At 39.7% G+C, this 21140-nt stretch carries 8 protein-coding genes and 1 pseudogene; all 9 read right to left on the bottom strand.

The annotated features are described in order from the left end of the window. Positions 1–20: 20 nt before the first annotated feature. Positions 21–788, bottom strand: coding sequence for an SDR family NAD(P)-dependent oxidoreductase (locus HMPREF1519_RS01680; RefSeq protein WP_022496515.1), 768 nt, complete (start codon positions 786–788; stop codon positions 21–23). Then, positions 788–1717 (bottom strand): ribonuclease Z, encoded by a 930-nt coding sequence (rnz, locus tag HMPREF1519_RS01685; RefSeq protein WP_002884122.1) that lies wholly within the window; start codon positions 1715–1717, stop codon positions 788–790. Before rnz ends, HMPREF1519_RS01680 begins: the two co-directional genes overlap by 1 nt. A 31-nt stretch (positions 1718–1748) precedes the next feature. Next, positions 1749–2390 (bottom strand): cystathionine beta-lyase, encoded by a 642-nt coding sequence (locus tag HMPREF1519_RS01690; RefSeq protein WP_014634309.1) that lies wholly within the window; start codon positions 2388–2390, stop codon positions 1749–1751. Next, positions 2383–3621, bottom strand: a complete 1239-nt coding sequence (gene hflX, locus HMPREF1519_RS01695; RefSeq protein ID WP_003096966.1) for a GTPase HflX — start codon at positions 3619–3621, stop codon at positions 2383–2385. The genes HMPREF1519_RS01690 and hflX overlap by 8 nt, the downstream gene beginning before the upstream one ends. Before the next feature lie 377 nt (positions 3622–3998). Then, a pseudogene (locus tag HMPREF1519_RS01700) lies at positions 3999–5168 on the bottom strand (FtsW/RodA/SpoVE family cell cycle protein); the annotation flags it as partial. A gap of 140 nt (positions 5169–5308) precedes the next feature. After that, the gene (locus HMPREF1519_RS01705) at positions 5309–10108 is read right to left on the bottom strand and encodes a glycoside hydrolase family 70 protein (protein ID WP_037610972.1); all 4800 of its coding nucleotides are present in this window, start codon (positions 10106–10108) and stop codon (positions 5309–5311) included. Positions 10109–10349: 241 nt separating this feature from the next. Continuing rightward, positions 10350–14909 carry a glycoside hydrolase family 70 protein gene (locus tag HMPREF1519_RS01710; protein ID WP_037610974.1) on the bottom strand — a complete coding sequence of 1520 codons (4560 nt, stop codon included), beginning with the start codon at positions 14907–14909 and terminating at the stop codon, positions 10350–10352. Between the two features lie 426 nt (positions 14910–15335). After that, the gene (locus HMPREF1519_RS01715) at positions 15336–19817 is read right to left on the bottom strand and encodes a glycoside hydrolase family 70 protein (RefSeq protein ID WP_022495764.1); all 4482 of its coding nucleotides are present in this window, start codon (positions 19815–19817) and stop codon (positions 15336–15338) included. Between the two features lie 273 nt (positions 19818–20090). Then, entirely contained in the window at positions 20091–21113 is a 1023-nt protein-coding gene (locus HMPREF1519_RS01720) for a glycosyltransferase family 2 protein (protein WP_022495763.1), read from the bottom strand. Positions 21114–21140: the final 27 nt, after the last annotated feature.

The following is a 21140-nucleotide window of genomic DNA, read 5'->3' on the forward strand; positions in this document are numbered from 1 at the left end:
GACTGCCATCTAGTATCCTCCTATTTGTAGTTAAACACATTGGTAGCTAGTTTGTCCGAGATGCGTGGAAATAGCGTATAGCCTTTGTGGGCAACTGATAAGAGTCGTGGTAGATTGACTTCACGTTTGTTTTTACCCAGAATACGAACAATCTTTTTAGCCACGTATTTAGGACTGAGGACAAACTTTTTAACACTCTCAAGATAGGCTCCAGAGGGATCTGCTTGGTCAAAGAAGCTTGTCTCAATTGGACCAGGATTGACCGTTGTCACATAGACCCCTTTATCAGTCAGCTCTAGACGCAGGGCATCTGAGAAGCCAATTACCGCAAACTTTGTCGCTGCATAGACACTTGAGTTGGCTGTCGCAATTTTTCCCGCCATACTGGCGATATTGATGATATGACCATGGCCTTGCTCGACCATTTTCTCAGCCATCAGACGTGAAAAGGTCATCGTCGCAAAGGTATTGATATCAAACATATCACGTACCTCTTGGCTAGTGTAATGATCATAAGACTTGAATTCACCGAAACCAGCATTATTGATAAAGACATCAATACGTCCAAATCGTTGATAGAGATAATCGACCATTTCTTTAATGGCATTGTCATCTCTAAGGTCAATGGCAAGGCAAGTTTTATTTTCAACATGGCGATAACATTTCTCAAGTTTATCCTTGTCTCTTCCTAAGAGGATAATGCCATCACTGGGTGAGAGCTGCTTGACAATTTCTTGTGCAAGCCCTCCTGAAGCACCAGTAATAGCGATAATACGTTGTTTAGCCATTAAATCTCTACCTCTTCTAGGTCACGAACGATGTGGGTGTTTTCGAAAATCGTTTTGGCATCTGCTGCCATCTTACCGATATCACGCCCCAAGAAACGAGCTGATACGTGATTTAGAAGAAGGCGTTTAGCTGACGCATCTTTAGCAACCTGTGCTGCTTGCATGTTGGTTGAGTGACCATGGCTCTTGGCAATTTTTTCGTCACCCTTACCATAAGTGGACTCGTGGACCAAGACATCTGCTCCCAAGCCAAGACGAACACTGGCATTCGTCTTACGAGTATCACCTAAGATAGTGATAACCTTACCTTTCTTAGGTGCGGAAATAAAGTCCTTGGCAATGATTTTAGTTCCATCTTCAAGAACCACATCTTGGCCATTCTTAATTTGACCAAAAAGAGGACCAAACGGCACACCTGCTGCTTTAAGGGCCTCAGCATCCAAGGTTCCTTCGAGATCCTTTTGAACCACACGGTAACCAATACAAAAAATGGTATGATCCAACTTATCTGCATAAACAGCGAACTTGTCATTTTCCATAACCAAGCCTAGCTTATGCTCATCAATTTCCTTAAAATGCACATGGTAAGGGAGGCGTGTTCCAGAGGTACGAAGACTGGTCATGACATATTGTTTAATACCGACTGGACCATAAACTTCAAGGTCAGTTTGTTCTTCACTCGATTGGAAGGAACGGCTAGCCAAGAAACCAGGTAGGCCAAAGATATGGTCTCCATGCATATGTGTGATAAAGATTTTTTTAACTTTACGAGGTTTGATTGTTGTTTCTAAAATCTGACGTTGGGTACCTTCTCCACAGTCAAACATCCAGACCTCATTGATTTCATCGAGTAACTTCAGAACCAAACTCGACACATTACGGGCCTTGGAGGGCTGCCCGGCACCCGTCCCTAAAAATTGTAATTCCATGACTTCCTATACTTTCTATCTATCGTTCTTCTTATTTCTGGACAATATAAGCCAGGCATTCACGCTGAGCAAAGCCATAATAAACGGTTTGCCCTTTATATTGAGACAAAAGTTCCACTAATTCATCTTGATTGAAGCTAGCCAACTTAATGACATTCCCCTTCAACTTAGTTACACGACTAAGTAACTGGGTCTCAGGTGTTAATTCTTCCAATACTTCTTCGTCAAAATCAACCTTGGTCATCTTAATTTGAGTGCCTTCAAGATAAACCTTATACTGCGGAAAAACTTGAGCAAGCTCAAACAAAATACTGGCCGTTGGAACCTCTAAATGCTCGGCAAAGACTAAAGCCACATCATCAGCATTTTCATAGCAAAATCCATAGGATTTTCCTGACAAATTGAGGCGAATAAATGGCTTGCGCTCATCAAAAGATGGTGCAGGGTTAAAGAGGTTCAACTCTTTTGAAAGGTCCAAGTAGTAATCCGTCGCTGCTTCAGGAGATTGTTTTTGGTAAATCTCTGCAAAATAAGCATTAATCACGCTTGGTGGTGGCGTAATGAAGGCCAATTTTTGACTGTCCGAAAGGTCTGACAAGGTATTTTTCAAATAGACCTTATCTAAACTTGTAAAACCACCATATTTTAAAGCTAAATCCATATAATCAGTCATAAAATTCTTCCAATTTCCATTTATTTTTCGGTGAAATATAACCTGTAATTTCTTCTACTTCTGTCTCAAAAGTATAGCTATCTAGCAAGGCTAATTGACTCAACTGATAAAGTTTATACGCTTGATCCTGATGAACCTTAATACTAAAAGGTTCAAAAATCTGTTGAATTTCGTCAATCAAGAGTCTTCTGAGGGCCTCACGACTTCCCTTGTCACGTGCTGAGAGGCGAACATTAGGAAAGACTGTGGCTACTAGATTATCAGCTACATCCATCTTATTGTAAATTGCTAGACGAGGGATATCAGTCATGTCTAAGTCTTTGAGAATGTCTAAGACCACCTTTTCATGCTCTTCGTGATTAGGATCACTCGCATCAATGACATGCAAAAGAAGGTCCACATTACGACTTTCTTCAAGTGTTGACTTAAAGGCAGCAACCAATTCTGTTGGCAAGTCCTGGATAAAACCAACCGTATCTGTCAAGGTCACTTGAAACTGATCCTTTAAGTAAATTTTCTTAGTCGTTGCATCCAAGGTCGCAAAAAGTTCATTAGCCTCATATTGCTTATCATCCGTCATAAGGTTCATGATCGTTGATTTCCCAGCATTAGTATAACCAATCAAACCAATTTTAAAGGTACTTGAATCAACACGCTTTTCGCGAATGGTTTCTCGGTTCTTCTCAACAATTTTTAACTGGCGTTCAATATCAGCAATCTGGTTACGAATCGAACGACGATTAAGCTCCAATTGACTTTCACCAGGTCCACGGCTACCAATTCCCCCTGCTTGACGGCTGAGCATAATCCCTTGACCAGCTAAACGGGGCAACATGTATTTTAGTTGAGCTAGGTGAACCTGAAGTTTCCCTTCATGGCTTCTAGCCCTCATGGCAAAGATATCCAAAATTAATTGCATACGATCAATAACTTTTACGCCAAATGCTGCTTCAAGATTTGTATTTTGACGAGGCGTTAAACGGTTATTAACAATGACTGTAGTAATCTCATCCGCATCCACCATGGCCTTGATTTCTTCTAATTTTCCTGAACCTACGAAAGACTTACTATCATAGCGTTCACGTTTTTGGGTATAGCTAGCTACAACCTCTGCTCCTGCAGTTTTGGCAAGACTGGCCAGTTCCTCCATTGACATGTCAAAATGCTCTGTTTCTTGCAATTCAACACCTACTAAAATAGCACGTTCTTGCTGTTTGGCTGTCTCTATCATAGCAAACCCCTTTTCAAAATAGTCAACTTTTATTATACCACAGGCAGGGGCAAAGAAAAGGTCACAGACCTTAATTTTTTTCAAAGAAAAACAAGTTGGATTAACCAACTTGCTTCTTCTTAATGTTTACGTGTCGGTTTCTTTTTAGATCCCTTACGACGCTTACCTTGATGAATGCTTGGCGTATTTTGAGAAATGGTTTGACGCATTTTCTCAGTGGCCTTATCAACCTTATCTTTAGCCTTGCCCAATTCTTGAGTGGCCATAGTAACACTCTTCGAAGGCTTGTTTTTCTTAGACTTACTCTTAGAAATAGGTTTCACTTGACTAGTTCCAGACGTACGCATACGGCGAGACATAGCCAGGAGAATTTTATTTTCCTCGTTGAGGTTAGTCTGATAAGCCATTGAAAGCACCAAACCAACACCAATCAAGTTAGAGATGAGTGATGATCCCCCTTGAGAAATAAAGGGCAAAGGAATACCTGTCAAAGGAAGAATTCCGACTGCTGCCCCAATATTTTCAAAAATATGGAAGACAATCATCATGATAAAGCCCGTCGAAATAAAGGTATAGAAACGATTGTTAGACTTAAACGTCACTCGCAACATGCGGTAAATGAGGAAGAGATAGGTTAAAAGAACCAATCCACCGCCTACCAAACCAAAATCTTCCGCAATGACTGTGAAAATCATGTCACTTTCACGAACCGGTACGTTCAACTCCAGATGATTAAAGCCTTTACCATAGATTCCTCCGGTACCAATCGAAATCATCCCTTGTGTCTGTTGAAAGGCGATACCATCTGCATAAGTGAAAGGATCCAACCAAGCTGAGATACGGTTAATCTGGTAGGTTTGCACCCCCATCTTGAGCATGGCTTCCTTACCCCAATCTGTGGTAAATACCATTACAAACAAGCCTAATCCCACTGCAAAAGCTAGGACTACCGGCAAGATAATACGCCAGGATATCCCCGAAACCACTACGATACCGGCTAAAATAGCCAGAAAGACCAAGGCAGTCCCCATATCTCCTTGAAGAACCAGTAAACCTAAAACAGGGAGCGTGACTGCAACATATTGGAAGAGCAATAACCAGTCATCCTGAAGGTTGGTCACTTCCTTACCTTGCTTAGCCCAAACACCTATTCTCGATAGAAAAAGGATGTAGGATATCTTCATAAATTCAGATGGTTGGAAAAGAGTAACTGATCCAATACTTACCCAGTTTTTCGCTCCCGTCGAGGCTACCAAAGCAGGGGAATAGAAAACGAGAGGTAGAACCATAAGCCCCAGACCGAAAATATAGAGCCAGGGGGTTACCTTCCAAAGAAACTCTGTATTAAATAACATGACAACAAAAGCAAGTACTGAACCTAGAAAAATCCATAGTACTTGCTGGGACATGACTTGCACAAGATTCTTTGGGTAATCAAAATTTGTCGCGATAAATATCGAAACCAGGCCAACCAGTAGCAATATGAGAACTGGCAGGAGAATCGAGTAATCTATCCGACTTTCAATAGTATTTTTTGACTTAGCCATGTGTACTCCAAAATAAAGATTTAGCAAGAGTTATTATACCACTTTTTTGGCCAGACAAATGACCTGAATGTATAAAAGTTAGACAATTTTTTACGAAAAAAGCAACCACAAAAGTGATTGACTTCTTTCATTCATTACTCTTAATTTGACACGTAGCCTTTTCCTTGAGCGTTGAAGTATACCCATTGGCCTGAAGGAATTTTAACCCAACGATTAATAGCCTTTTCCCCTGTATGAACATCATAGTAAGAGATTGAGCCGTCAGGATTCGTAGCTGTTGCCCCCTTCACTTGTTTACCAGTTTGGTCAAAGTAAAGGTTTTGGCCGTTGATAGTCTGTTCGCCAACAGCAACTTCACCCTTGGCATCAGCATAATACCAGTTGTTATCTCCAGTAGTAAAGAAGGTTGAGACTAACTTATCACCAGTAGCTCCATGGTAATATGAGCGACTGCCATTCGCATTTGTTGCAAAGGCCCCTTTAACCTGTTTACCATCAATACCAAAGAAGAGTTTTTGACCGTTGATTACTTGAGCTCCAGTAACGACATTACCCTTATCATCAGCATAATACCATTTATCATGACCAGTAGTGAAGAAGGTAGAGACCATCTTATCACCAGTATTCCAATGGTAGAATGAACGACTACCGTCAGTGTTCGTTACGAAGCCACCCTTAACTTGACGACCATTTGCATCAAAGTAGAGATGTTGACCATTGATGACCTGAGCACCTGTGACATTACGTCCATGTGAATCTGCATAGAACCAGTTGTTGTCCCCAGTAGTATAGAAGCCTGGTGTATGTGCCTTAGTCACAACCCCCTTAGCATCGATATTAAAGGTTTGACCATTAACTACTAGTGATGTATCCACAAGTTTCACACCTGTAATGGCATCGTAGTATGAAGTCGTTCCATCAGGATTGTTCACGAACTCACCTTTAACTTGTTTACCTGACTCATCAAAGTAGAGCTCGTCACCATTGATGGTTTGCGCACCACGAAGAACATCACCTTCGTTATTTGCATAGTATGTAGCATCACCAACTTGGAAGAAGCGGTTCTTAACTTGAACACCTTTTTCATTGAAGTAAAGGTTTTGTTTACCTACCTTAGTAAATCCAGTGGCAACATAGCCCTTGTCATTAGCGTAGTACCAGTTACCATCTTGTTCAAAGAAGTCTGAGTACTTACGTTCACCTGAATCACCACAGAAGAACATCAAGTGTCCATCTTTTGTAGGAATGAAGATACCTTTAGCTTGGTAACCATTGTCATAGAAGTATTTTTCCTTACCTTCTACTTCAGTCAAACCAGTAGCCATGATGCCACCCTTGAAGAAGTATTGATAGAATTTCTCTTCCTTACCACTATCATCTTTAACGGTAACTTCTTTCCAACCAGTTTGAGTCGTCAATTTACCTGACTTACCATAAACCATTGATTGACCTTTGGCATTTTTAATAACACCATCAGTAAACATAACACCATTTGGCAAGAAGAAATAGTTTGAACCGTCGATAGTTTGTTCACCAGTTACAAGGTAACCCTTATCGTTAAAGTAGTACTGTTTGCCATTATATGTCACAAATTGACTCTTAGCTTGAGTACCCGATGTTGTGTAATAAGTTACCCCTTTACCATCATAAGCAAATCCAGTCTTAGCTTTTGTATCACCAGTCAAGGCTGCTGGAAGGAAGGTACCTTTATCGTTAACGGTGAAGTACAATTTACCATCGCTGAGAACATAGTCAGAACCACGTTTTTGGATGTTTGTACCGTTAAAGTACTTAGCTTCCCATTGTTTAATCTTGACAGATGGATCAATTGTCTTACCTGACGCTTCCATAACTTCTTTGAAGATTTCTGGATAAAGTTTTTGAAGTTTGTCGAGGAAGGCACCACCATACTGTGCTTGGAAATCATTTCCTGATGACTTGGTATTTGTCACATAGAGCTTATTAACCAAGCTAGTATCATCAAGCACCTTACCATGCGTATCTGTACGAGTAGCTGTCACTACTTCTTTACCTGGGAGAGTATACAATTGGTCTGGAACCCAGTCAGCAATGACTTGAATACCTTGTTTGTGAAGAGCCTTGAGAGCATCACGAAGATCTTCTTTTGAACCGTATTTATTGTTTTTGCTCATGGCAAAGTCGTAACGGTCTGTGAAGGCATAACCATTTTCAATAATAGAATCAAGGAAAGTGCCATCCTTAGATGAGACATATTGAGGTGCAATCTCAAATGACGTAATACCCCATGACTTGAAGAGGTCTGCGTTAGCTGCAATCAATTTGTTAGTGTATTGACTATCCTCTTTAACAAAGTCTTGGAAGTTTGAGAAGCCTTCGTAAATCACTTGTGCTTCAAGTGCTGCAGAAGAGCTATAAACCTTATCCCCTTCTTTATAGGCTTTTGTTGATGGTTTAGCAAGAACGTTTTGATCGTCAGTCGCACCTACTGGTACCCAAACTGAAAGGTAACCACTCATATCAACAGTCTTAAAGCCTTTGATTTCATCAGCTGTGAAGACAAGATTTCCTTGTGCATCTGTGTATTTAACAATCTTAGTATCTGAATCATTCAATGATGACACAATACCTTTTTCCGTACCAAGCAAGAGTGGACGATAAGCTTGATTCTTGTGGGCAGCTCCCATATTTACGGTAATGGTTTCACCGTCAGCTAATTTCAAATCTGGGTTATTAGCAATAAGAGTCAACATACCAGAATTTCGGCCGTATTTTCCACCTTCTGTATCTGTTTTAGACATCAAATCTTGACCATAACGGACAGAGACAAGAACTTCTTTGTTGTCTTTAGCAGATGACACGCCATCACCAGCAAGGTTATGGATATAAGATGTTTGTCCACCGGCTACATATTTAGAACGAGCTTTAAGAAGTGTCGTGATTTGGTCAAAGTATGGTGATTTCTTAGCCATGTATTGACCGTTATCAGTATACAAGTCTCCGTAGTATACACGTGTTGCTGCACCCATTGTTTGAAGCATCAAAGCATAGGCAGCAGGAATATTTGAGTGTGTATATTCCTTATCAACTTTCAACATATCCGCATTATAAATATCGAAAGCCTGTTTCAATTGATCTAATGTGAAAGTGAAACCATCTGTTGTAGGATCAATTTTCTTACTGATGATGTCTGCGATAACCGTTTGAACTTCTGAGTCGTGTGCACGAACAAAGAGGTAGGTTGCAAAACCAAGTTGATCATATGATGTAACTTCCGCACGGTTTGAAAGACCGAAATAACCACCATTAATAAGGTCCTTCATTGATGCATTACGTGCACCAGTACCCTTATTAGTTACCGGACGAGTCAAACCATGAACAATAGACAAACGGAGACCATTATCCATAGAAAGGGCAGCTGTATTGTGTTCGTCAACATAATATGGGTCATTTTGTGACCAAGCTTCAAGAATTGAGATATTAGCAAGTGCACGCGCTTCAGACTCATTAACCTTGTAAGCAGCCTTCATGTATGAAGACACCAATTGAAGCATATCGATGCTAACATTATCCACGGCATCGACACGGATACCATCAAAGTGGGCATCTTTATCCTTATCACCAAAGACGATTTGTCCCCAGTTCATAAAGTAATACAATTGGTTAAGCATTTCAGCTTGTACAATTGGATTTGAGTTATCGATATCGCTTGAAAGCAAGAACTCATAACCAGCATCGCTACCACTCTTAATCTTGTCTTTTGGCAAACGGCTTGTCGCTGTTTGATCAAGTTTACGGTAGTCTGAGTTAGCCCACTTCGTTAAATCACTATTAACAAAGAGGAGAGCACCTTTTTGGAAATGTTCTTTACCTGGAGATTCAGAATTAATGTTCCATTTATCTTGGTCTTTAACAAAGGCCTCGATTGATTGACGCAACCAGTCTGTTGACTTATTAGCAGCAATCTTAACTTCAATCTTACGTTGGATGATTTGAGCAGCGGCATTCAAACTAGCTTGAGAATTTTCAATCGTAAAGACATCTTTTGTCTCTTCACCGTTGCTAAGTGCCTTAGTCATGTAGTTCAAGTAAGCTACTTGAGTATCCTTATCAGGCCACCAAGACATCAAAAGTGGACGGAAATCTTTTTCAGTTGACGCTTTCCAAGTTGTACCAGCTTCAAGGATTTCTTTTGGACGGTACCAACTATCTGCTGTCAAATAACCATCAACAAGTTCAAAGCTTGCTTTTGTTGAATCGTAGGCAGCATTATTTTTTGTAAAATCAGTAACAAGATTTGTTGTTTCTTGTGTGAATGAATACGTTGATGTGCTTGAAAGGGCACCATTTTCATCAAAATAAAGGACCTGACCATTTACAGTAATGGCAAAGTTTTTCTTGTGTGAGCCATCTTCAAGAAGATAGTAATATTTACCATCTTTTTCTTTTTTAATATTATCGAGTGAGACAGCAGCCTTAATTTCAGCTTCAGAAAGCTCGTTAGACTTTTCAGCCGTTGGAGTAGCAAGTCCAGCATTGGTTGCCACTTCAGCTGATGTAGCTGTTTCTGGTTTAGCTGCTACTTCTGGCTTGGCAGTCGTTTCAGGTTTTGCTTCAACCTCTACTGCTGCAGCTCTGTCACTAGTTGTTCCTGAATTTGGTTGAACTGTCGTTTCAGCTGGTTTGTCAGCAGTAACTGTCGTATTGTCTGTCGTTGTGGCAGTTGCAGTACTTGCCACATCTGTTGTTGCACTAACTTCTTTCTCAACTACAGGATTTGTATTTTCCCCGACTGTAGTTGTTGAAGGTGAGGCATTGGAGTTATTTATTTCTTCTGCTGAAACAAGTGAAGATGTGGTAACACTAGCACCAACAATGGTAGCCAGGGCTGCTGAAGCAACCACTAAAGTAACCCATTGCTTCTTCACTTTGTGCAGTTTATAGCGTACTTTATTTTCCATATTCAATTTTTCCCCATATATTTTTTGTCTTAAAATCTACACCTTAAAGACTTACTTATTATATCATTTTTTAGCGCCAAAGAAACTTGATAGATCTTATTTTAATGAGTTTTTTACCATCTTAATGATAAATTAAATGATTGTCATGTAAACGAATTGGAAGGGGATTTCCAAAAGGTTTTCCTGATATAAAATAGACATGAAAAAAGAGAACCGAAGTTCTCCTTTTTATTTTATTCTATTAGTTTAACACTCTAGGTGGGTAAGCAATACCAGTCTTATCAAAGTAAACGTAGATTCCTGGTTGGATTTCTATCCATGTGCTGATGGCTTTCTTACCACTATCACCATAGTAATAGCTAATACGACCATTGCCAGCAGTTACCGTTTGTCCTTTTACTTGTTTACCATCTTTAGCGAAGTAATAGGTATCAGCACCGATTTTAACTTCACCAGTTACTGTCTTACCATTAGAACCAATATAATACCAATTGTTATCACCTGTTGTGAAGAATTCATTAGTCAAACGTTCACCTGTTGCAGCATCGTACTTGCTATAGGTACCATCTGCATTCTTAACAACGCCACCTTTAACTTGGCTTCCATCTTCTTTAAAGTAGAGGTGTTGTCCATTGATAACTTGAGCACCTGTAACAGTCTTACCGTCAGCGCCTGCATAGTACCATACATTTCCATCAGTTGTGAAGAATTCGTTAGTAACTAATTCTCCAGAACCTTCTTTGTACTTACTATAAGTACCATCTGCATTCTTAACAACGCCACCTTTAACTTGACTTCCATCTTCATTAAAGTAAAGTTTTTGACCATTGATAACTTGAGCACCTGTAGCGGCAACACCATTTTCATCGAAGTGGTACCATTTACCATCGATGTTCCTCCAAGTGTTCTTGATAGCATTACCAGTATGAGCTTCGAAGTAATAAGTCTTACCTTTATAGGTTGCTAACTTATCTTTAGTTTGGAAACCATCTTCACCAAAGTATTGTGTGGAACCATCGATAACAGTAAGACCTTTAGCCATGACACCTTCATTAGTGAAGTAACGGAATTTCACAACCTTAGATTCATTACCATCTTTATCAGTTTCAGTTACATCAAATTTAGTGTAACCACCCTTGTACATTTGACCTTTATAGTTATAAAGGTAAGTATTACCGTTAGCATCAACATAGAAGGCATTGCTCAACATGATACCATTTGGCAAGAAACGATAAACATCTTTACCATTTGGTGAGTATTCACCATTTGTAACCATGTGACCACGTGCATCAAAGTAATAGGTATTTCCATTGAAAGTAACAAAGGCAGATTTAGCTTGATTACCACTTGTACCGAAGTAAGTGATTCCCTTACCATCATTTGAGAACCCAGTAACAGCCTTTTCATTTCCTGTCAATTGAAGAGGAATGAAGTTACCTTCTTTAGTGACAGTGAAATATTTACCAGTTGCTTCATCGCTAAGTACATAGCCAACACCGCGGTCAAGAACGTTTGTTCCGTTGAAGTATTTAGCCTTCCATTGTTTCAATTTAACAGAATCATCAATTGGTTTACCAGTTGAGATCATGTTTTCCGTAAACATTTTAGGGTACTTAGCTTTAAGTTCAGCTAAGAATTCGCCACCATATTGAGCTTGGTAATCCCTACCTGATGACTTAGAGTTAGCTACATAAAGTGAGTGATCAATGATAGCATCTGCAATCTTACGTCCTGCACCGTCAGTACGAGTCGCTGTTACGACTTCTTTACCTGGCAATTGGTAAATTTGGTCTGGAACCCAGTCAGCGATTGCTTGGATACCCGCTTTGTGAAGGGCTTTAAGAGCATCACGAAGATCTTCTTTAGAACCATATTTATTGTTCTTACTCATGGCAAGATCATAACGATCTGCAAAGGCATAACCATTTTGGATAACTGAGTCAAGGAAGGTACCGTCATCGGCAGATACAAATTGTGGTGCCATTTCAAATGATGTTACGCCCCATGATTTGAACAAATCAACATTTTCAGCAATCTTACGGTTAGTATAGACTGAAGGATCTGAACCATCCGGGATAGTTTGGAAGTTTGAGAATCCTTCGTAGATCAATTGTGAATCATAAGCCTCAGTCGCTTTAAGGGTCAATTCGCCTTCTTTTTTAGCTTCTGTTGAAGGTGCTACACGGATATCTTGATCATCTGAAGCTCCGACTGGAACCCAAACTGCTACGAAACCTGACATATCAAATGTTTCATAACCCTTGATGTCATTAGCGCCGAAAGTCAAGACACCATTGCTGTCTGTTTCTTTCACGTAACCTGCTGCGATTGCCTCTGCATCAGATGTAAAGTTCTTGATACCATCAGCTGTACCAACAATCAAAGCACGGTATTTCTGGTTGGCATGGATTTTACCCATTTCAACATTAAGTTTAGCTGACTCATGCAAAGTCAATTTTGGATTATTCACTACAAGAGTTACCTGACCAGAGGTACGGCTGTATTTAGAACCTTCTGTATCGTCAGCTGTCATGATGTCTTTACCATAACGTACTGAAGTGTAGACTTCACTTGTGCGGTAAAGTTCAACATCTGAATTGTCCATCTTACCATCAGTTGGCAACCAGTAAGAACGTTGCGCTTGTCCACCAGATACATACTTGATACGGTTCTTCATCAAGTTAACGATGGTGTCGTGATATGGTGATTTAGTTTCCATATAGTGACCGTCATCTGTATAAAGGTCTCCATAGTAGACACGAGTGATCGTTTCCATGTTCTGCAACATTACAGCATAAGCTGCAGGGATGTTATTCAAGGTATATTTCTTATTGCTGCTGAGCATGTCTTTGTTGTAAATTTCAAATGCTTGCTTCATTTCAGAATCAGAGATAGTGAAACCATCTGATTTTTTATTGATTTCTTTCTTAATGATTTCAGCAATAATATCTTGAACGTTGTTATCATGGGCACGGATAAAGACGTAGTTTCCTGACGCGTCTCCGTATTTCTCATTGTATTTACCAATTGTAGACTGTTTAGCTGTACCGTCTTCGTTGTAGGCAGTGCTTCCATCTTTGTTAATCCAGTCAGTCTTAAAATCGCGTTGAGTCGTATTGAAAGTATTGTTATACAAAGGACTTACAGCTGGTGTACGATCCTTAATTGGTTTAGCCAATGAGAAAAGGAGGGCCAAACGTTGTTTATTTTCCATGGCAAGCGCAGCACCATCAGTCTTGTCATTGTAATGGTTGTCGTTAAGACTCCACGCTTCAAGAACTGAGATATGAGCAAGAGCTTGCGCCTCAGATTTATTTACACCATAGTACTCACGGAAATAGTTTGTGTAGAGTTGAAGCATGTCAGCATTGACATTATCTACCGCATCGACACGGATACCATCGAAGTTAGCATCCTTGTCACCCATAACAATTGAACCCCAGTTCATAAGGTAGTGAATTTGGTTCAATTGTTCCGCTTGAACAACTGGGTTAGATAAGTCTACGTCATTAGCAAGCAAGAAGTCGAAGCCACCCATGTGGTTTGGGTCAGACTGCTCATCAAGAACTGACTTATTAATCGTACCAGTCTGGTTAGTAGCCGTACGGTTCAAAAGACGATAGTTAGAATTTGCCCATGGTGTACGTGAGTCATTCACATAAAGAAGGGCTCCACCTTGAAGGTGATCCTCTCCTCCACCTTTTGAATAGTTTTCAGTTTCTTTGTTCCACTGTGGTTGTGTCTTAACAAAGGCAGAGATAGTTTCACGCAACCATTGTGTTGATTTTTCAGCCTGAATCTTTTGTTCAATCTTAACTTGGATATCCTTAGCAGCACGATTTAAGTCTGCTTGCTTATCTGTGCTTGTGTACTTAGCCTCCAAGTTGAAGACTTTAGACATGTAGTTCAAGTAATTAACTTGCGTATCTACATTTGGCCACCAAGCCATCAAAAGTGGACGGAAATCTTCTGCAGTTGATGCTTGCCAAGTCACACCATCTTTGATGATAGAAACTGGACGGTACCAGCTATCAGCAGTCAAATAACCATTAATCAATTCAAAACTTGCTTCAGATGAATCGTAGGCACGGTTATTGATTGAGAAACCATCAACAATATTTGTTGTTCCAGGTGTGAAAGAGTGTGTTGATGAACTTGTAAGGGCGCCATCTTTGCCGAAGTAAAGCAATTGACCATTTACAGTAATGGCAAAGTTTTCTTTGTGTGAACCATCTTCATTAACATAGTAATATTTACCATCAGTGTATTTGATGTTTTTCAAAGAAAGTGCTGCTTCCACTTCTGAATCTTTCAAAGCAGCTTGAGGAGCTTTAACTTCTGTATTGACGACTTCAGCCTTGACGGTAGCTGGCTGTTCTGCTGCTTTTTCAGTTGTTACAGCTGGTGCATCTGTTGTTACAACTGCTTCTTTATTTGGAACAGCTGCCACTGCTACATCAGTAGTAGTTGTTGCTGTTGTAGCTGCTTCAGCTGTTGCTTGTGTGTTCGTTGTAGTTGCTGTTTCGACGGCATTTGTTTCTTTAGCAGGCGTTAAAACATCTGCTTCTTTTGTATTTGTACGTTTATCGACTTCTTTGGTTGCTTCTGTAGAAGTAACTAAATCGGCTGTTGTATCTAAATTTGGTTGAGTTACTATCTTATCTTGAGTTTCATCCGCTGAAACTGAAGATGTTGTTGCAGACAATCCTCCTACGACAGTAGCAAGTGCTGCAGAGGCAACTGCAATTGTGACCCATTGCTTCTTAACTTTATGAAGCTTATAGTGTACCTTATTTTCCATTATAATTTTCCCCGTGATTTTATTTGTCAAAATCAGACTGAAATCTATCCGATTTCAAACAATTACATTATATCATTATTTTCTAACTATTTCTCGAATTAATTGTTTTTTTATAAATTATATGTAACATAACAGCAACATTAGAAAAGTTTTGTAACACACCTATTTCATAGGCTTTCAATTCTCATTTTCATATCATTTGATAAGTAAAACTATTTTCTATAAAAACCACTAAAACCCTTGATACAATGGCTTTTACAACGATTCTGACTCAAAATTGATATTTGTCAGATTTTTTTCTTTAAGGAGCAAAAAAAGGCAAAATTTCTTTAAACGATTCTCGTTTTCAAGAAATTTCACCTATAAATTCATGTCAAATCATATCGTTTTTCACTTAATCTCTCAGATTAAGATTAGATTGATTGATTATTTATCAAAATCAGCATAACCATTTTCATCGAAGAAGACAGTCTTACCGTCTTGGAAAGTGATCCATGTGTTTGTCACACGTTCTCCAAGAACTGATTCGTAGTATTCCACTCCTTTTGGTGTGCTGATTGGGCTACCTTTAACTTGACGTCCCAAATGATCAAAGTAATACTCTTTACCATCGATATTTTGGCGTCCTGTTACAGCCTTACCATCTTTGAAGTAGTACCAAACATTGTTACCAGTTGTCAAGAAACGGTTATTGAGACGCTCCCCTGAATCTTTATCATAGTAAGAAAGTGAACCATCAGCATTCTTAACAAAGTCACCTTTAACTTGGCTACCATCTTCTTTGAAGTAATAGTTTTTACCGCCAATGCTATAGGCACCTGTCACGATTTCACCATTATCTTTGGCATAGTACCATGTCTTACCACCATCAAGAGTGAAGAAATCAGATTTGACTTGGCTTCCATCAGCATTGAAGTAATAGTTAAGGTGGTCAATTGTTTGACGACCTGTGGCGAGGTTACCATCCTTATCAGCATGGTACCATTTGCCGTTTACTTCGAAGAACTTGTCTTTAACCTTGTAACCATTATCTACAGTGTAGTAGCTAATCTTGCCATTTTCAGTAACAAATTCACCTTTAACTTGGGCACCATTTGCACGGAAGTAGTATTCGTGACCATCCAAAGTAAGAGCACCTGTCACATTTTTACCAGCTGCATCACGGTAGAACCATGTTGAGCCATCTGTTGTGTAGAATTCACCCTTCTTAGCTTGTGCATAGCCTTGATCATTGAATTCATACCAGATACCATCGATTTCAGCCCAACGATTTGTGTAGGCATTACCTGAATTTTTATCGAAGAAGTAGAGTTTTCCGTCTGGAGTAACATACTTAGTACCTTTAGCTTGGAAGCCATTTTCATCAAAGTATTGCAATCCTCCACCAGCATGAGTCAAGCCAACAGCCATTTCTCCAGTTGGTGAGAAATAACGGAATTTAGCTTCTGTTTCTGAAGTACCTTCTTTCGGTACATCGAATACAAAGTAACCATCTTTGTACTGCTCACCAAAGCTACCAAAGTAATAATATTTACCATCCTGTTGATAAATAGAATCACGAAGCTGGATACCGTTTGGCAAGAAGAAATAAGTCTTACCATCGATATCTTGACGACCAGTTAACATATAACCTTCTTTATCGAAGTAATAGTAATTTCCAGCATATTTAATGAAAGCATTCTTAGCTTGGAAACCACTATTATCAAAGTAGGCCATACCCTTACCATCATAGTAGAAACCTGTCTTACCACCTTGATCTGTCAAAGGTTTTGGCAAGAAGATGCCATTCTCAGTAACTTGATAGTAGCGACCAGTAGCATCGTTACTGAGAACATAACGACTACCACGACCAAGGATATTAGTACCATTCATGTACTTAGCAGACCATTGCTTGATTTTAACAGATGGATCAATCTTCTTACCAGTTGATATCATCACATCTTCAAACAACTGTGGATATTTCTTTTGGAGCTCATCAAGGAACTCACCACCATATTGAGCTTGGAAGTCCTTACCTGATGATTTAGAATTTGCAACATATAAAGTGTTATTGATATAAGCATTGGCCTTTGGAGTACCATAACTATTAGCACGTGTTGCTGTTACAACTTCTTGTCCTGGCAATTGGTAAAGTTGATCTGGAACCCAGTCAGCAATTGCTTGAATACCTTGCTTGTGAAGGGCTTTAAGTGCATCACGAAGATCTTCTTTAGAACCGTATTTGTTATTCTTGCTCATGGCAAGGTCATATCGGTCAGTAAAGGCATAACCATTTTGGATAACAGAATCAAGGAAGGTACGGTCATCAGCCGATACAAATTGAGGAGCCATCTCGAATGATGTGATTCCCCATGACTTGAAGAGTTCTGCATTTTCTGCAATCAATTTATTAGTATATTGGCTATCTTTTTCAACAAAATCTTGGAAGTTTGAGAAACCTTCATAGATAACTTGTGAGTCCAATGCTTCAGTAGCAGAAAATGTCTTTTCAAGTTTCTTATCTGAACCTTTAACACGGATATCTTGGTTATCAGGCGCACCTACTGGTACCCAAACACCAAGATAACCTCTCATATCAACAGTTCGATACCCCTTGATTTCATCTCCACTGAAAGTCAAGTTCCCTTCAGCATCAGTGTATTTAATTTTTCCAGCTGCTGCCGCATCATTTTCGTAAGTGACAATTCCCTTATCAGTACCAAGAAGTAATGGACGGTAGGCTTGGTTAGCATGAAGTTTACCCATGTTAACTTTCAAAGTACCATCACCCAGTGAGAAATCCTGATTATTGGCAATAAGTGTCAACATACCAGAATGTTTACTTGTTTCTGCTACACCCGTAGTTTGGTCAGCAGTCATAATATCTTTACCGTAACGAACAGATGACAAGATTTCTTTTCCATTGAACGTGTCGACTTTCATCGATTGTCCACCTGAAACATATTTCATACGGTTCTTCAAGAGCGTTGTGATAGCATCGTAGTAAGGAGACTTGGTAGCCATATATTGGCCGTTATCCGTATAGAGATCTCCATAATAAACACGAGTTACCTGCTCCATATTTTGAAGAATCAAAGCATAGGCAGCTGGAATATTGTTAATAGTATAACGTTTTTCTGCCTTCTTCATATCTTCATTATAGATTTCAAAGGCACGTTTCAATTCAGCATCAGTCATGGTATAACCATCTGATTTTGGATTGATCTCTTTTTGAACAATATCACGAATGATATCTTGAACAAGGTTATCATGAGCACGTGCAAAGATATAGTTAGCTTGTGTATCTCCATACTTACTATTATTTGTACGGTCTGTCAAACTGCTAGTAATCAAATCTTTCAATGAAGAGCCCGATCCATAAAGTGCACCCATAATTGCATAACGAAGGTTATTATCCATGGCAAGGGCTGCACCATCATGTTTTTGATTATAAGCATTATCATTTAAATCCCAAGCTTCAAGGATAGAAATGTGAGCGAGTGCATTGGCTTCAGATTTATCCACACCAAAGGCTGCTCGGAAGTAGTTTGTATAAACTTGGAGAAGGTCAGCATCGACATTGTCAACTGCATCAACACGGATACCATCAAAGTTAGCATCCTTATCACCCATAACAATTGATCCCCAGTTCACAAGATAGTGAATTTGGTTCAACTGCTCAGCTTGCACAACTGGATTTGAGTTATCAACGTCATTGGCAAGTAGGAATTCATAACCACCCAAGTATCTTCCTGTACCATTTAGAGAACCATCTTGGTTACTTGGTGTACGGTTAAGCAAACGGTAATCAGAATTTGCCCAAGGTGTCTTGTCATTATTGACATAAAGAAGAGCTCCCCCTTGAAGGTGGTCAGCAAGGGTATAGTTTTCAGTTGTAGTATTCCACTGGTCTTGTTCTTTTACAAAAGACTCAATTGCTTGACGAAGCCATTCAGTTGATTTTTTAGCTGAAATTTCTTGTTCAATCTTAATTTGAATTGTCTTAGCAGCTGCATTCAATTCAGATTGACTTTGGCTGGTTGAATAAGTTGCGTTAAGGTTAAAGTGTTTAGAGAAAGTATTGAGGTAGGCAACTTGTGTATCTACATCAGGCCACCATGCCATCAAAAGTGGACGAAAGTCTTTCTCAGTTGATACACGCCATTTTTCACCATTTTCCAAAATAGTGACTGGACGATACCAGCTATTTGGTGTCAAATAACCATCTACCAACTCAAAGCTTTCTTTCTTAGAATCGTAAGCACGGTTATGTGAAGAGAAAGCATCAACTAGATTAGTTGTACCTGGTGTGAACGAGTGTGTTGATGTGCTTGTCAAAGCACCATCTTTACCAAAGTAAAGCAACTGGCCATTAACTGAAACAGCAAAGTTTGTTTTGTATGAACCATCTTCTTTGACATAATAGTATTTACCATCAACTTGTTTGATGTTGTCCAAAGAGAGTGCTGCTGTTTCTTCTTTTTCAGTAACACCAGATTTTGGTTTTTCAGCTACTGTAAGCGTTGTATCTGTCGCAGTCGCAGTTGCAGCTGGTGCTTCTGTTGTCGCACCATTTGCTACTGCTGCACGATCAGTTGTTGCTGGTGCCACCGTATTAGCACTTGTATCTGCTGCAGTGGTTACTGCCGCAGGAGTTTCGACCGTTGCAGTATCAGCAGCCTTGTCAGTTGTTGTTGCTGTCGCATCTGTCGTAGCAGTTGCTGCAGGAGCGGCTACTTCATGCGTTTCAACGACAACATCGCTTTCAGCTGTCGTAGAGGCAACTGGTTGAGTTGTTTCATCGGCTGAAACCTTTTGATTGGCAACTGTAGCACCACCTACGATAGAGGCAAGTGCTGCCGAAGTGACGGCAATCGTCACCCACTGCTTCTTAACTTTGTGAAGCTTATAATGTACCTTTTTTCCCATTTTAGGTCCTCTTTTCATTTTCCTAGTTTGAATGAAATCTACATAATTCAAACAATTTCATTATAGCATATTTTTTTCAGCCATTTCGAGTCTTTATCAAGTCATTTCAATTTTTAATCATAATGTAAATTGAAAAACATTTTGACAATCATTAAAAACTACCGAATGTCGAAAACGGTAGTCTTTTTCTATTTTTTAGGAAAATTTTTAGAAGTAATCGAGAGGTAAATAAGCTATCTCTATTCAATCAGTTAGCGATTTTCAAGTCAGCTATTAAGCAAAAACGACGTGATGTTGGACCCTGTAGCTGACTAAAAAGAGCAAGGTTTCTGTCACCAATTTTGCCAGAACCAGGCCTAAACCAATAGCAACTAGACTACTAAGTAAGAAATAGTTACAGGCCAGGAGGACCAGGACCAACATAAAGTAACGAACACTCGATCTAAAGAGGGAGCTTGTCGGATTAAAGACCACATTAGCGTTCAGTAGACACTGGCTGGAAGCCGAAATCACACGAGCTAGCACGACCGAAAGGAGCAGATTCTTCGTCAAGGCAAAGAGCACAAATAAGGCTGTTGCATCAATGACTGAGGCCAAGACGGCCGTGCCAGAGAACTTTAAAAAAGGGCTGTAAATACGGATGGAATCACGAATAGGCCGAAAGTGTGAACTTTTATTTTCCTCCAGATAAACGGTCTCGATAGGGACTTCAGAGATTTGGTAGCCTGACTTTTTGGCTTCAAGCAACATATTAAACTCGTACTCGAAACGATTGCCATCCAGATTAAGAAGCCATGGAATCAGGTCAGTTGACATGCCTCGAAGCCCTGTCTGAGTATCTGTGACTTTCTGGCCAGTTACAAGACGGAAAAGTCCAGCAGTTACCTTATTTCCAAAGCGGCTACGTGCTGGCACCTTACCAACAAAGGCACGCGCACCCAAGACAAGATGACTTGGATTTTCCTCGATTGCCTTGGCCACACGGACAATATCTTTAATCAGATGTTGACCGTCACTGTCAACTGTGACAATAGGTTGAGCCGAAAGGTGCTGACTGACTACTTCTTCTTGAATGTGAGCAAAGGCAGTTTTGAGAGCAGCTCCTTTTCCTTTATTGATAGGATGGGTAAGGACAGTCGCTCCAATAAAAGCCGTTTCGTCGTAATAGTCGTTATAGCCTGGGCCACTCCCATCATTAACAACAATAATACGGGCTTTAGGGAGTTTTATGGTAATATCTTGAACCACCTGAATCAGGCGTTTGTCTGGTTCATAAGCTGGAATAATAATATACATAGGCACTTCCTTTCTGTTTCATCCTAT

The organism is Streptococcus sp. SR4 (assembly GCF_000517725.1).
Taxonomy (GTDB): domain Bacteria; phylum Bacillota; class Bacilli; order Lactobacillales; family Streptococcaceae; genus Streptococcus; species Streptococcus salivarius_F.

What these genes read in the sequence shown, in the direction of transcription:
- HMPREF1519_RS01715 (WP_022495764.1), bottom strand. Translation starts at nt 19,817, where the DNA reads ATGGGAAAAAAGGTACATTATAAGCTTCACAAAGTTAAGAAGCAGTGG.
- HMPREF1519_RS01705 (WP_037610972.1), bottom strand. Translation starts at nt 10,108, where the DNA reads ATGGAAAATAAAGTACGCTATAAACTGCACAAAGTGAAGAAGCAATGG.
- HMPREF1519_RS01680 (WP_022496515.1), bottom strand. Translation starts at nt 788, where the DNA reads ATGGCTAAACAACGTATTATCGCTATTACTGGTGCTTCAGGAGGGCTT.
- HMPREF1519_RS01690 (WP_014634309.1), bottom strand. Translation starts at nt 2,390, where the DNA reads ATGACTGATTATATGGATTTAGCTTTAAAATATGGTGGTTTTACAAGT.
- HMPREF1519_RS01720 (WP_022495763.1), bottom strand. Translation starts at nt 21,113, where the DNA reads ATGTATATTATTATTCCAGCTTATGAACCAGACAAACGCCTGATTCAG.
- HMPREF1519_RS01710 (WP_037610974.1), bottom strand. Translation starts at nt 14,909, where the DNA reads ATGGAAAATAAGGTACACTATAAGCTTCATAAAGTTAAGAAGCAATGG.
- hflX (WP_003096966.1), bottom strand. Translation starts at nt 3,621, where the DNA reads ATGATAGAGACAGCCAAACAGCAAGAACGTGCTATTTTAGTAGGTGTT.
- rnz (WP_002884122.1), bottom strand. Translation starts at nt 1,717, where the DNA reads ATGGAATTACAATTTTTAGGGACGGGTGCCGGGCAGCCCTCCAAGGCC.